This is a genomic window from Pantoea sp. 22096 (assembly GCF_052045955.1).
GTDB lineage: Bacteria > Pseudomonadota > Gammaproteobacteria > Enterobacterales > Enterobacteriaceae > Pantoea > Pantoea alfalfae.
In genome coordinates, this window is sequence record NZ_JBQEPW010000002.1 from 489,921 (window position 1) to 503,445 (window position 13,525).

Here is a 13,525-nt window from a genome sequence, read left to right on the forward strand (position 1 = left end):
ACGCAGGTTCAGTGAGATTAATACTCCGCTTTTGAGGCAATTTTTGACGAATAACTAAAACCAATCCACCTACTATGTACAAAACGCCCAACCGTAGCTGCAAATCGTAAAGCAGGCCGCAACGGCCATAGGTCATAGACAGCCCTGACGTAGTTGTGCTTTCTCGCGCAAAATATCCCTCTCTGTTTTCCCAAAACACTCGTATCACTCTGCTGGGTGATAATCCGCGCCAATTTTATTTATTTACTGGTAACAGGCAAAAAATCACATAAAACTTATCATCTTCAAGGCATCATGGGGCTTTCACTAATCGTCCGATGACCGGTTCAACAATTTGCAGGAATACATCAGCGTTATTAAAAGCACGCGCAGAAATAATCGCACCATGCACCGTTGCCATTAGTGATTTTGCCTCTGTAGCGGCACTTTCTCGCAGGGAAAAGACGCCGTTCTTCTCGCCCCTGACCAGCACGTCAGTGAGCCAGTCAGTGAGATCGGAAAAATGAGCACTGACTTCCTGAGCCACTTCTTTGGGTAATACTGGCAATTCGACCGCCAGCATCACGCAAATACAGAAAGGCGAATTGTTCTCTTTTATGCAGGTCGCCCAGAAGTTCACATAGCTATTAATTTCGCCCAGTACATCACCGGCGAAGTGCTGGCTGGTGGCCGCCATTCCTGCGCGCGCTTGATGACGATAATCACTCACAACCGCCTGAACCAGATTCGCTTTGCCTGGGAAATGGTGGTGAATACTGGACTTGCGAATCTGCACCCGCTCGGCTAAATCGGCATAGCTGAAGCTGTTGTAACCGCCAGAGGTGAGCAGCACGCGGGTGTGATGCATAATTTCTTCGGCTTTCTGTGAACGTTCTGTACTCATGCATGCTCCCGGCAGCAACAATAAAATAACGTCAAATCTGTAAACGGCCCTGAACCTACTGACCGTCAGCCGGGTTGTCAAGCGCACCAGGCGCGAGGCGTTTGCGTGAAACCGTCATACTGCTGAATACACCATCGCGCAGAATCAACGCATGGAACAAGGCTGCGGCAAGATGCAACATGACGGTCATGAACAACGCCAGGGCCACCCAGCTGTGAAGCGGTCGCAAAACCGCAAACGCGTCGTTGCTGACCGGAACAATGGGCGGCAGTACCAGATGACCCAGCGTAATGGGATAGCCGCCCGCCGACAGCATCGCCCAGCCGATGAGCGGCTGAGCCAGCATCATGGCATACAGTGCCCAGTGTGAGAGATGTGCTGACAATTTCTGCCAGGCAGGCAGCGTGGCCGGCAGTGCTGGTGTAGCGGTGGTGAAGCGCAGCCAGAGCCGCACAATGACCAGCACCAGAATCATCAGACCCAGCGGCTTATGAATGGCCACCAGCAGGCCGTGCAATGTCGAAACCGTGGATACCATCGCGACGCCAATAAACAGCATGGCCATAATCGCCGCCGCCATCAGCCAGTGGATGATGCGCAGTGCAGGGTGAAAAGTGGTGATCTGTTTCATCAAGGGGCCCCTGCCTGTTCATGGGTGCGTGCATTATAAGATTTGGCGTACGCAGACGAACGGGCATTCAGAAGCGGATCGTCCGATGCGGTTATGCCATCCGGCAAAATCAGCGGGTCATAATTAATGTCGTTACAGGCACCCTGCTGCTGTGGCGTCATTTTAGTGATGGTCAGCGTTCCGGCATTGATCTTCTGACGATCGGCAGGCCAGTCAATCGTTGCGTCATTGCTTTTATCACCCACCCCCGCGACGGTAATAATCAGGTCCCATTTCTGCGGCCCCTGCGCCAGCCGCTGCTGCAGATCGCGTTGCAGGAAATCAGTGTGCTCTTTTTCTTTTTCATCCATCGGCTGATAGTCAGCGTGCGGCACCATACTCCAGCGCACCAGGTGTGGATGACCTTGTGAATCAATGAAATCAAAGGCGTTCAGGCTGTTAAATCGATCGCGAGTCCAGCTGGAAGCGGGCATATATTGTTTAGCCCAGGCAAAAAAGGGTTTGATCTCAGGATGCTGCCGTACAAAAGCCTGCATTTTGGCGGGGTCAGGTTTACCGGTTTTAGCATCCGGCAACGTGGCGGTTTGCAGATCGTAAAAGCCCTGAACGCTTTGCACCGGGAAAAACGGCATTGCATTCATGCCGGTGCGCCACTGCTCACCATTTTTCTGATAAAACGCCAGCGCCATACTGCAAGCCGGTACCGCATAATCAGGCGCATTCGGATTACCGCCTGCGATAGCGAAACGGCCCACCACCGGCGTAACGCCGGGGGCGAACAGCGCCGCGCGTGACAGGCTACTGGCGTTACCGTTAGCCGAAAAGTCGCCTATGATACAGACGCCTATAGCATGATTACGCCGATAGCCAGGGTGGTAACCGCCAGATTTTTCCAGAGCCGCCACCAGCTTGTCCGATGTCAGCCTGCTGGTCTCCAGCCACCCGCCTGCCCACAGGATCAGTGCGGTCAGCAGCAAAGGGACGCCCGCAATAAGCGCCAGTCACATGATTTTCTGACGTGCAGCAAGAGAAGGTTTATTCATCAATACACTCTATATTGCAGAAGCTGAAGTCCACGCGCATTCCGTACCCTTTGCCTGCGATAACAGAAAAGCATTTATAATTACGACTGACACTTCCACTGAATCTACTAGTAGGTAGACAGGCGAGTTAAAGGAATGTCTTCCTTTTTTTTAACCTGCGGTGCTCTTGTTGCAAGTCTGATGAAAAGTGCTCACCCACAACAGGCCTTTGCCGTTTACAGATATCAAAGTGACCTACAAAACGCTGCCTGAGCGACTCGTTATGTTCGTCTTTGCCATTCCGGCGATTACGCAGGACATTCTCCCGGTCATAATCATTTCTCAAATCATACATAGTCAGAACAGTATGAGTAACACTTGAAACAGAAGAAAACGCTGCCACAGCCCGCTGAAATTAAAAATATTTCGCCTGGAAAGTTATAGAATAAAAACTTCCCAAACGCTTTTTTGTGAATAATGATTGCAGCCGATGAAATTAATTATTATGTTTTTATTTCAGGCCAACAGAAGATTATTCTGACTGAACTGACAAACCAAAAATATAACAGGGCTTAAAACGAATTTCTTTAATTCGCATATTTTATCAGCGCTGTTTACTGCGTCTTATTCTCAGTTAAAGTGGTGCTGCGGAGTTATGGCAGGAAGGGAAGGTTCTGGATGGCGCCCGCCATCGACGCCATCAACCTTAATGCATCTTGCGGGTAAAAAAGCCAATCGCTTCCTGGCACAATGCTTTCAGTTTACTGTCACGCGTCTCTTCGCTCAGGCGAAACAGAGCGTCCGTAATGTCGTGAAAATGAACAGGCTCCCCCGCCTTGATCAAATCACTGACGACCGCGCCAACCAGCGCACGGATCTCTTTTTCATTATCGTACTTCACACGACCTCCCGATGGTGTATGCATATACAGTCTAACATTATCGGGTGTCAAAAAACAAAAAAGCCATTTTAACGGAAATATAAGCGAAGCGGTAAACCGGTTATAAATCATCCAGCTTAAGACTTGCTCTGGAATTATCTAAGCCAGCACTATGCCCTTGCCAGTAAATAGTCAAAAGAGTGTCATCACTGCCTGGATCTGACTTTACCGATACCGGAAGTGGGGCGATTAAATATGTCGTTTGAGCGTAACGCTGAGTTTCAGGTTTATACAAACTGTTATTCCTGTCCCCGATGCCGCATTTTCTCTCTGCCGACCAGTCATACTTTGAAGAACGTGTTTCAGTTGAACCCCAGTTGTTAGCCGGTATTATGATAAAACTCTGGTTATCCTCTGCTGTCGTGAGTCCTGCATGGCTAAATACACCCTCAAACAAATCGCTGTCCAGTCGGGGCTTAGCCTTGCCACCATTGATCGTGCCCTGCATCAGCGTGGCAACGTTCATGCGCGCACTCAGCATCGGATTCAGCAGGCGATAGCGGACCTGGAACTGATGCAAAAAGCCGGGCTCGCCAAAGGCAGAACGATCTACTTCGACGTCATCATGCATACCCCTGACCGCTTTCAGCCACTGATTCGTGAGGCGCTCAGCAGTCAAATCGCCAGCTTTGCCGCTTTCAGACTTCAACTGCGTTTCCACTTTGGCGCGAATCTCACAGCAGAAGCCATTAACGCGCTGCTGAACAAAAAGGCGCTTCACAGTCACGGTGTCATTCTGAAAGCGGCCTGCTCCGATGAGCTGAATCCCACTATTGAATCGCTGCTGAAACATCGCGTTCCGGTGGTCACCATGATGAGCGATTTACCCGACAGCGCGCGCCTGCGCTATATCGGCATGGATAACTTTGATGCCGGTAAGTTGGCGGCTTTTCTGATGTCAAAATGGCTGCGAGTCAGCCGTTCACATATTGTGGCGGTGACAGGCAGTCGCGATTTCATGGGTGAACAGGAGAGAATCCAGGGTTTTCAGCGTGCGATGCAGCAGTTTGCGCCTCAGCATCAGGTTAGCGTGGTGGCAGGCGGGTATGGCATCGATGCACGGATGCATCAGTCGATGACGCAATTCTTGCAGAGCCATCCGGACACGGATGCGGTCTATACGGTCGGTGGCGGCAATCCCGGCATCCTGCGCGCGTTTGCCGAACAAAAGCGGCATGTGAACGCCTGTATCGGTCACGATCTCGATCAGGAGAATTGTGCCCTGCTGCAGGCCGGTAAAATAGATGCGCTGATTGAGCACAATTTACAGCTCGACGCATTGCACGCCTTCAGAACGTTGCTGGAGTTCCACGGTTTCCTGCCCGCGTCTGAACCGCCCGTGCCCTACTCTAAAATCAATATCATCACCCGATACAACATGACAGCCTGAAGCACTGACACGCCGTAACCCCGTATAACGTCAAGACGTGCATTGCAATTTCGGGCTCTCTGAATGGCTCACCGTTTGACTGGCTGGAGCCGGTCAGTGTCTGCAATTTTAGCGCTGCTTAACAGGCATTTCTGCTCTCTTCATAGCCTGACATGATCGATCAATGCCCTGAGTTTAAGGGCCAGATTTTTACGGCTGGGAAAATAGAGATAGAACCCCGCAAAGGCAGGTAACCACTCATCGAGTATCGTCACCAGTTCACCGCATGCAATGTAAGGCTGAAAGGTCTCCTCCATGCCAAAGCTGATGCCGCCCCCGGCGCGGGCGGTGCGGATCATCACCCCCATATCATTGGTTGTGAGCTGCGGATTGACGGCGACATCAAACTCCCGTCCCTGCTCAGCAAACTCCCAGCGATAAGGCGCCATGCCTGGTCCTTTACGCCAGCCGATGCAGCGATGACTGACCAGTTCTTCGGGATGTTGCGGCGTGCCTGCACGCGCCAGATAAGAGGGTGACGCTACTGCTACCTGACGCTGCGCAGTGGAAACCGGCACCGCAATCATATCCTGCGCGATCACTTCTCCCAGCCGCACGCCTGCATCATAGCCCTGCCCGACAATATCAAACTCGTCATCGGTCACGGTAATATCCAGCTCAATCTGCGGGTAAGCAGTAATAAAGCTCGCCAGCAGTTCGCCTCCCAGCATCCGTTCAGCAATTGAGGAGATCGCCAGCCGTAACTGGCCACGTGGCTCAGCCGCCAGTTCGGCAATATCAGTGACGGCGCGGTTAAGCTGGTTAATCGCCGGAGCCACCTCCGCATAGAGCCGCTGTCCGGCTTCTGTTAGCTGAACTGAACGCGTGGTGCGCTGCATCAGCGTAATGTTGAGCCGGTTTTCCAGACGCCGCAGACTCTGGCTAATCGCCGGACGGGTCACGCCTAGCTGTTCCGCTGCCAGCCGGAAATTTCGGGTCTGTGCCACAATCACAAAAACTTCGAGGGCATTCTTGTCCGCATTCATTGGTCAGATTTAGTTACCAGTCTGTAAAACGTTTGGTGGATTATCTTTATAATGCAGCCGCCGTATGATCGCCAGTGACAACCTCACTGGAGAGACAAAATGACGAAGAAAGTGATTTTAATTACCGGTGCCTCAAGCGGCATCGGTGCAGGCATCGCGCGTGAACTGGCAAAAACCGATGCCATTTTGTTACTGGGCGCGCGGCGCGAAAGCCGTCTGGCCGCCCTGGCTGAGGAGCTGCGGTTTAGTGGTTCAGAGGTGGCGATCAAAGCGCTGGACGTTACGCGCCGCGAACAGGTGGCGCAGTTTGTGGCGTTTGCGCTGGAGAAGTGGGGACGGGTTGATGTGATGATCAATAATGCCGGTATTATGCCGCTATCACCGATGGCATCGCTCAGGGTCGAAGAGTGGGATCAGATGATCGATGTAAACATCAAAGGGGTACTCTATGGCATCGCGGCGGTGCTGCCGACCATGCTGGGCCACCAGCGCGGACACATCATCAATATCGCATCAATTGGTGCGCTGGCCGTGTCACCTACTGCGGCAGTTTACTGTGCCACCAAGTTTGCGGTGCGGGCGATTTCTGACGGTTTACGGCAGGAGAATAGTCAGCTGCGGGTGACCTGTGTCCATCCCGGTGTGGTCGAGAGCGAGCTGACCTCAACCATTACCGACCCGACAGCTGCCGAGGCGATGCAGCATTATCGCGCTATCGCGCTACAACCGGATGCCATTGGCCGCGCCGTGCGCTATGCGATTGAGCAACCTGAAGAGGTGGATGTAAACGAGATTGTCGTGCGGCCAACCCGCACACAGCAGTAAACAACCGGCCCGCTGCGCGATGTGCAGCGGGCCGGAATATCAGTAAAGGCTTCTGCGGGTGCGCTGGACGGTGACGGCGATAGCCGTCAGTGCTACCAGCATCAGAAATACGCCCAGTCCCACCATCGCGTTAAACCCATAGCTTTTAAACAGCAGCAATCCGGCAATACAGCCGCTAAGGAAGGAGAACACCGTCGTCAGATGGGTGTGAAGAACCTTCTGGAAGAAGCGACGGTCGTCGGTTTCCAGATGCACAGCATGAGACGTATGCGCAAAAATCCACGACCCCAGCGCTATGCCTGCATCGGTCAGCGTACCGGTAATGTGGGTCGATCTGACGCGGCCATTGGAGAGCTGTGTCGAGGTTGCATTATGCACTCCCATCAAAAAGCCCAGCATTATCAAAACTTCCCCGTTAAAGCTTGGCCGGTAGAACATCAGCTCAAAGATCGACGCCGCCGTCAGCGCCGCACCTTCCGCCAGAATAATCAGACAGAAAATGGTGCGTAACTTATGCCTGATCCCCACCACTACCGCCAGCCGGGCAACGGTACAGCCCAGTACAAAGGCAATAATCAGCGCCATCAAAAACAGCATAGTGTGAAGATCGCTGGTGGTGACTTCCTGAGATATCTGCGAAGTGTTACCGGTCATATGCGATGGGAAAAATCCAAACGCCCCCAGCGCCATGGCATTAAGGATGCCGGCGGTGGTCGCCAGCACCAGCGCCAGCAGTCGGTCTTCAGTATGTGAACGAACTTTCTTCTTTTTTATCAGCACAGGCTTCCCCACATCAGGTGAATGCAAAACGTTTTTATAAGGCTTCAAGCATACAACCTGATGGAAATAATTCCTGTCAGAACCAGATAACTCTGATGAAATAAGCCATTAATTTTGCTGATTTTTATAAAGCAGATTCAGTTTACTTTTAAAAGTGTCAACGGCGCGATGATCCACCAGCGGGCAAGCCTTGCAAAAGCGGATTGCTAATTCAGTCGACGATAAAGAGTTGCGCACCTGTCGTTGTAAAAGAACGATGTGGTTCAGCCTCATCCGCGACCTGATAGCTGACGCCCGGAGTCAGCACGAAACGGCGGCCATCAGCCAGTTCAGTATGCAACTCACCCGCCATGCAGAGCAGAATATGACCTTTGGTGCACCAGTGGTCGGCGACATAACCTGGCGAGTAGTCGACCATGCGAACCCGGATGTCGTTAAATTTCATGGTTCGCCACGTCGCCTGTCCCTGTTCGCCGGGATGAATTGTCTCTTCTACCTGATCCCACTGCGTCAGGCCAAACGGCAGATTGTCTATTTTCATGCGATTCCCCTATTGAGGATAAGCGTTAAGTCAGAGCCTGGATAACGGCCTCTTCCGCGTGGATTAGGGTGGTATCAAACAGCGGCACGCTGGCATCGGTGGCATCAACCAGCAGAGTAATTTCAGTGCAGCCCAGAATAATGGCCTCAGCCCCCTGCGCCACCAGTGACTGCATAATCTCCCTGTAGCGACGACGCGACGAGGGATTGATTTCGCCCAGGCACAGCTCATGGTAGATCACCTTATGCACAAACAGACGATCCGCTTCATTGGGCGTCATCACCTCAAGACCGAACTGCTGTTGAAGACGCCCGCGATAAAAATCCTGCTCCATAGTGAAGCGCGTCGCCAGTAATCCGACCCTACGTATACCGGCCTGCTGAATGCGACGTCCGGTGGCATCGGCAATATGCAGCAGCGGTATATCTGTTGCGGCACTGATTTGCGCCGCCACTTTATGCATGGTGTTGGTACAGAGCACGATGAACTGCGCACCAGCGCGTTCCAGATTACGAGCCGCTTCAGCCAGAATCTCGCCCGCCTGCTGCCATTCGCCCGCAGTCTGAAGTTGCTCTATGCGCTGAAAGTCGACGCTCCAGAGCACCAGCTCCGCTGAGTGCAGGCCACCCAATTGCTGTTTAACCTGCTGATTGAGAATGCGGTAATAGAGCGCGGTAGACTCCCACGACATGCCGCCTAACAGACCAATCACTTTCACAATGCACTCCGGGTTCAGGGATTTTATTCCAGCATGCCAGATCGCCATTGATCGGCAACGGCTTTATTCAGGCTGCGCGGTTCTGCGGTCTGAAGCGCCAGGCAATCACCATCAGTACCACCACGCCAGCGCTCATGATCAGCCAGGCCTGAGTCATTGACGTTCCGCTATCACGCACCCAGCCTGCCAGCAGCGGCATCAGAGCCGCAATCAGGTATCCGCCACCCTGTACACGTGACAGCAGAATGCCCGCTTCTCTGGCACTGCGTGCATGATCCAGCGTAACGATCAGCGACAGCGGAAAGAGCGCACCGATGCCCGTACCCAGTAACAGTGAAGAGAGTATCGGCATCGTACCCGGGTAAAAGACCAGACTCAGCAGCCCCAGCAACAACAGGCCCAGCACGCCGAGCAGCAGCGGACGGCGATCGGGAAAGCGATGTAACATCGCCGAGATGATGAATCCTGCCACCACTTCGGTTAACGTCAGGGCCGCGAGCAGATAGCCACTGTGGCGAGCACTCCAGCCCAGTTGAATATAGAATGGCGGCAGCCAGGCCAGCACTAACGTATAAGCACCCGTGCCAATGCCGAAAAAGAGCATCAGCAACAGGGTAAGCCGCACGGACATCGTCGCTGCATCAGAGGCCACGCTCACCTGCGGCGATCGCCTGACTAAAGTCAGCCAGATCAGCAGTGTTGCCAGCGTTAATCCGCCGGAAAGGGCCAGCGCGGGTTGCAGGCCCAGCCATGAAAACAGCGGGTCAGCACCGGCTGCAGTCAGTGCCGCGCCCGCCATAATGCCCGTGCTGAACAGCGCCATCAGCGTCGCCGCTGCTTCAGCAAAGCGTTGCCGGATAAGAGCGGGCATCAGCGCCTGTATCACGCCAATGCCTGCGCCCCCCGCCAGCGCGGTGAGCAGCAGTTGAGAGGGAGTAAGCGTAACGCCGCGCCACAGGCAAGCGACAGTCAGACAGAGCAAACCGGCGGCGATTCCCCTTCCCGGCCCGATGCGGGCAATCAGCCACGGGCCAGAGAGTGCGGCCAGACCCATCATCGCCACCGGCAACGTGGTCAGCAGACTGAACGTCGTCGCCGACAGCCCGGCCTGCAGTTGCAACACCGGGAACAGCGGGCCGATAATCGCCAGCATTGGGCGCAGGTTCAGCCCGATAAGAAAAGCGATCACGGCAAACAGAATGGGGAACAACACCTTATTTTTCATCATTGACGCCTTAACAGAGGATTGACGACGACAGCAACGGGCTGCCACCATTTATCTTAACGTTAAGATAAAATCCCCGCACTATTAAGAGGCTGCGCACAACCCGACAAAATAACCACAGTATTTAAAGGTGATTTATGCATGACCATATTGATTTCGTTGTCAGCCAGTGGGACGACGCGATGCCCGACCTGGATACCGCTTCCATGCGTATTTTCGGCAGAGTGCTGCGGCTGATGAAACATCTGGCTAAAGCGCGCAGTGAGGCACTGGCGCCGTTTGGTTTTCAGGAGGGGGAATTTGATGTGCTGGCGACACTGCGACGGGCGGGATCCCCTTATCGGCTGTCACCCACGCAGCTCTACCAGTCACTGCTGGTGACCTCCGGCGCAATGACAAATCGCCTGAACCGGCTGGAGCAGCAGCACCTGATTGAACGTGTTGCTGCGCCAGAGGATAAGCGCAGCATGCTGGTCGGGCTGACACCACACGGGCAGCAACAGATTGAGCAGGCACTTCGTGCACATACCGCAATTCAGGAGGCGGTGCTGGCACCGCTGGCCGCATCAGAGCTCGCCGAACTGGAGGGGTTGCTGAAAACGCTGCTGCTTGCCTTTCCCGGCGAAGCGACAGCCGAATAAAAACGCCGTCAGCGCTGCAGTTCCGCCACCGTCATGGTGAAGATAACGGGCTGGTCATCGGCACTGGCATAGGCATGGGGCATATCGGTACGGGCCACCGCCGCACAGCCCTGCTGAACCATCAGCGTCTGCTCACCCACGGTTAGAGCCAGCATGCCCTGCTCGACGTGCAGCAATTCCAGCGTGCCCGACGAGTGCCCGGTGGAACTGAACACCTCGTCTGCAAACATCTGCCAGCGCCATAGCTCGATCATATCCGGCCCACGGGTGCCGGCCAGCAGCTGCGCACTCCCGCCCTGCTCACCGTGCCACAGCACGGGCATTTCGCTGTTTTCAATCAGCCAGACGTCAGGTGCATGCGAGATACTAACGATATCCGCTACCGAGACGCCCAGTGCGGCAGCCACCTTACACAGAATGGCGATGCTGGGATTGGCGGCACCCTTTTCGATCTCCACCAGCATCCCTTTACTGACGCCTGCCCGGCGGGATAACTCATCCAGCGAGAGTTTCTGGCTTTTGCGCCAGCTTTTTATGCGGTCTGAAACAGCCTGATTGACAGTGGCGACATCAGCTCCGGCATCGGTCGTTATATTGACTTTTTTGGTCATCGGTCATTACTATGAAATAAATTAGTCACTGAGAGAGTATTCAATGTTATCTGTTCATCCGTCAATCGATCCGGCTATTTTCACACTCGCTCCTGGCTTTCGTGCCATGAGCATTGCGGTGGAAGCCACACCGATTACCCGACCAGAAGTTGCCAGCGAAGCACTGAGGAGCGCATGCCAGCAGGTATTAAATGATGATGCGCCGTGGGCAGACGCACATCTCGCCGCCTGGGCTGAGGTGTTTAAAGCCTTTGGTGCCAAAGCGAAACGTACGCCCTGTTCGGCTGAAGCATTGCGTAAGCGCGTGCTGCGGGATGGCACACTGCCCGCTATCGATCCGGTTGTCGATCTCTATAACGCCATCAGCATTCGTTATGCGCTGCCGGTCGGGGGTGAAAATATCGCGGCCTATGCTGGCAAACCACGTCTGGTGATTGCTGACGGCAGTGAACGTTTCGATACCGTTAAAGAGGGCGAAGTCGTTTATGAGTTACCGGAACCAGGCGAAGTAATCTGGCGCGACGATCAGGGCGTAACCTGTCGCCGCTGGAACTGGCGTCAGGGCGTGCGCACCCGACTGGATGCCAGCGCGCAGCAGATGTGGTTCATTCTGGAAAGTCTGCACGCTATGCCGCTTTCCGCGCTGCAACAGGCCAGCAACGATCTGGTTTCGGGATTACAGCAGATGATGCCGGGTGCGCAAATCAGTACGACGCTGATTGAAGCGCCAGCAAACTGAACATTGCCTCAACAGGGGATGAACAAGGTTAACGGTGAGCAGAAATTGTGGCAGGATACGCGCCCTGCGTCTGGCCATACCCGGCTGACTTAACGGCACTCAACCGGTGACTAAAATGGCTAAAGTAAAATATACCCTGCCCCTGCTGCTGATCCTCGCCCTGGCCGCCTGGTGGTTTATCCCACACGACAGCGAGGAAGATAAGGCGTATTACGTCGCGGTGTTGTGCGCGATTGATCATGATAGTAAGCAGCCCCTCGACCAGCAGATGCGAAATGTTATTGAAGGCGGTAATTCTGACTATGCGCTGCAGAAAATAGCCTATAAACCGCGGCTGGGGCGCAGTGTGATTGCTCGCTGGGAGCAACTGAAGGCCGATGAGCAACAGCGCGCCGCGCAGGATAATCTTCTCTGCCAGCAGTTGCTGAAACGCTGATTTCTGGTGAGCGTGTTTATCTTATTATTCGAATAATTTCGCGCTGGTCATCATTATTGCTGCGCCCGCCTTGCCTTATTCCTCAGCACCTGAAATCAGCGTGGGTTTACCGTTTACGGCTGAAAGAGATGCATTAAAAATAGTGTCTGAACCTATTGATGGTGCTGAAAGAAGTCTCATTATGACAGCATACAGTTTCACCAATAAGCCGACTGCGGCGGCACTGGCTGGGTGAGCTGGCGCCTGCAGCAGACGGCTGCCCGGATTCGCATTGGTCGCGTTCAGCTGGAAGAATCTCTGCTGCTCATGGTCATGAAAGATACGCCGCAGGTTATCGCTAACCGGGAACACCTGAGAGCGGCCGGAAAGAACAAATGGCGACGTATCATCGTTTCTGTGCAGGCTGGAGTGAAGCCGGTGAAGCACGACGGAAGACTATACTGCCGCTGGGACTGTTTTCTGGTTTTCCAGATTTGGTTCTGCCTGAAGACGTTCGTCACCGCCTGGAGCGTAGCTTTAGCCGCGAGCCTGGCGACTGGCGCAGGGGGATGAAAGTCGTGATTATCGCTGAAACAGAGCCGCCGGAAACATCGTTCAGGCAAACAGACGGGCGTAGCCGGCCGACCAGCTGCATTATCGTGATTGATGTGGCGCTGATGACGGTCAGCCCACGCTTTATTCAGCTGGATTCCGGCTATGAGGGGGCTGTGGAAGAAAAACTGTGGCAGGAAAAACGCGCCTTTATCAAGCCTCTGCGCTACGACGGTGAAGAAGATGTGTTTCCGGATTTTGTGCTCAAGGACGTTCCTGGCGTGGATGCGCTTCCGATGGAAGTGTTCGGCATGAACTTGCCAGAGTACCTGCAGCGCAGGCAGGTAAAAACCTCTCACTATGATGCGGAATTTGGGCCCGGCCGTTGGTGGTACTGGGATGCTGCTGCGAAGTCAGACATGCCTGCATTTCCCTGCGCCTGACACTGGTGTCTTTTAACTGCAGGGAGATATGGCTGAAGTACCGTATCTGTTTATCCTGTGCCTGACTGGTTGTCAGGCCTGAACGCGGAAGGTATTGTTCAAGAAGCGTCAGGACGATAAATGAAGCTGAACCTGCAGGAGCTG

At 53.9% G+C, this 13,525-nt stretch carries 16 protein-coding genes; 6 read left to right on the forward strand and 10 right to left on the reverse strand.

What is annotated here, in order from left to right; translation table 11 throughout:
* Positions 1-292 precede the first annotated feature (292 nt).
* The 4 genes from ACTJKZ_RS12515 to ACTJKZ_RS12530 all read right to left on the reverse strand — a co-directional run bounded on the left by ACTJKZ_RS12515 (position 293) and on the right by ACTJKZ_RS12530 (position 3,548).
* Positions 293-883, reverse strand: a complete 591-nt coding sequence (locus ACTJKZ_RS12515) for a TetR/AcrR family transcriptional regulator (protein ID WP_440829666.1) — start codon at positions 881-883, stop codon at positions 293-295.
* 55 nt (positions 884-938) lie between these two features.
* Positions 939-1,514 carry a cytochrome b gene (locus tag ACTJKZ_RS12520; protein ID WP_440829667.1) on the reverse strand — a complete coding sequence of 192 codons (576 nt, stop codon included), beginning with the start codon at positions 1,512-1,514 and terminating at the stop codon, positions 939-941.
* The gene (locus ACTJKZ_RS12525; RefSeq protein ID WP_440829688.1) at positions 1,514-2,515 is read right to left on the reverse strand and encodes a catalase family peroxidase; all 1,002 of its coding nucleotides are present in this window, start codon (positions 2,513-2,515) and stop codon (positions 1,514-1,516) included. The genes ACTJKZ_RS12520 and ACTJKZ_RS12525 overlap by 1 nt, the downstream gene beginning before the upstream one ends.
* A gap of 727 nt (positions 2,516-3,242) precedes the next feature.
* Positions 3,243-3,548, reverse strand: a complete 306-nt coding sequence (locus tag ACTJKZ_RS12530; RefSeq protein ID WP_371876256.1) for an SAF domain-containing protein — start codon at positions 3,546-3,548, stop codon at positions 3,243-3,245.
* Positions 3,549-3,849: 301 nt separating this feature from the next.
* Here ACTJKZ_RS12530 and ACTJKZ_RS12535 point away from each other — a divergent pair, with 301 nt between their 5' ends.
* Positions 3,850-4,866, forward strand: a complete 1,017-nt coding sequence (locus ACTJKZ_RS12535) for a substrate-binding domain-containing protein (RefSeq protein WP_260058653.1) — start codon at positions 3,850-3,852, stop codon at positions 4,864-4,866.
* Between the two features lie 140 nt (positions 4,867-5,006).
* Here ACTJKZ_RS12535 and ACTJKZ_RS12540 read toward each other — a convergent pair whose 3' ends face one another.
* Positions 5,007-5,891 (reverse strand): LysR family transcriptional regulator, encoded by an 885-nt coding sequence (locus ACTJKZ_RS12540; protein ID WP_440829668.1) that lies wholly within the window; start codon positions 5,889-5,891, stop codon positions 5,007-5,009.
* Positions 5,892-5,990: 99 nt separating this feature from the next.
* Between ACTJKZ_RS12540 and ACTJKZ_RS12545 the strand changes: the two genes are divergently transcribed.
* Entirely contained in the window at positions 5,991-6,716 is a 726-nt protein-coding gene (locus ACTJKZ_RS12545; RefSeq protein WP_161736546.1) for an SDR family oxidoreductase, read from the forward strand.
* A gap of 39 nt (positions 6,717-6,755) precedes the next feature.
* On the opposite strand, the gene ACTJKZ_RS12550 is transcribed toward ACTJKZ_RS12545, so the two are convergent.
* From ACTJKZ_RS12550 to ACTJKZ_RS12565, 4 genes are all read right to left on the reverse strand, one after another.
* On the reverse strand, positions 6,756-7,496 hold the full coding sequence (locus tag ACTJKZ_RS12550; RefSeq protein WP_161736545.1) for a YoaK family protein: 741 nt from the start codon (positions 7,494-7,496) through the stop codon (positions 6,756-6,758).
* A gap of 211 nt (positions 7,497-7,707) precedes the next feature.
* Complete coding sequence (locus ACTJKZ_RS12555; protein WP_135911024.1) at positions 7,708-8,037, reverse strand: DHCW motif cupin fold protein; 330 nt, start codon at positions 8,035-8,037, stop codon at positions 7,708-7,710.
* Positions 8,038-8,062: 25 nt separating this feature from the next.
* Complete coding sequence (locus ACTJKZ_RS12560) at positions 8,063-8,755, reverse strand: aspartate/glutamate racemase family protein (protein WP_440829669.1); 693 nt, start codon at positions 8,753-8,755, stop codon at positions 8,063-8,065.
* 67 nt (positions 8,756-8,822) lie between these two features.
* Positions 8,823-9,980 carry an MFS transporter gene (locus ACTJKZ_RS12565; protein WP_285088859.1) on the reverse strand — a complete coding sequence of 386 codons (1,158 nt, stop codon included), beginning with the start codon at positions 9,978-9,980 and terminating at the stop codon, positions 8,823-8,825.
* 137 nt (positions 9,981-10,117) lie between these two features.
* On the opposite strand from ACTJKZ_RS12565, the gene ACTJKZ_RS12570 reads away from it, so the two are divergent.
* Positions 10,118-10,621 (forward strand): MarR family winged helix-turn-helix transcriptional regulator, encoded by a 504-nt coding sequence (locus ACTJKZ_RS12570; RefSeq protein ID WP_285088490.1) that lies wholly within the window; start codon positions 10,118-10,120, stop codon positions 10,619-10,621.
* A gap of 8 nt (positions 10,622-10,629) precedes the next feature.
* Here ACTJKZ_RS12570 and ACTJKZ_RS12575 read toward each other — a convergent pair whose 3' ends face one another.
* Positions 10,630-11,232, reverse strand: a complete 603-nt coding sequence (locus ACTJKZ_RS12575) for a helix-turn-helix domain-containing protein (RefSeq protein WP_161736542.1) — start codon at positions 11,230-11,232, stop codon at positions 10,630-10,632.
* A 43-nt stretch (positions 11,233-11,275) separates the two neighbouring features.
* Here ACTJKZ_RS12575 and ACTJKZ_RS12580 point away from each other — a divergent pair, with 43 nt between their 5' ends.
* The 3 genes from ACTJKZ_RS12580 (at position 11,276) to ACTJKZ_RS12590 (ending at position 13,381) form a co-directional block, all read left to right on the forward strand.
* On the forward strand, positions 11,276-11,971 hold the full coding sequence (locus ACTJKZ_RS12580) for a B3/B4 domain-containing protein (RefSeq protein WP_161736541.1): 696 nt from the start codon (positions 11,276-11,278) through the stop codon (positions 11,969-11,971).
* Positions 11,972-12,086: 115 nt separating this feature from the next.
* Positions 12,087-12,407 carry a hypothetical protein gene (locus tag ACTJKZ_RS12585; protein ID WP_161736540.1) on the forward strand — a complete coding sequence of 107 codons (321 nt, stop codon included), beginning with the start codon at positions 12,087-12,089 and terminating at the stop codon, positions 12,405-12,407.
* Between the two features lie 374 nt (positions 12,408-12,781).
* A complete protein-coding gene (locus tag ACTJKZ_RS12590; RefSeq protein ID WP_161736539.1) occupies positions 12,782-13,381 on the forward strand; it encodes a DUF1173 family protein in 600 nt (199 codons plus the stop codon).
* The last annotated feature ends 144 nt before the right edge of the window (positions 13,382-13,525 follow it).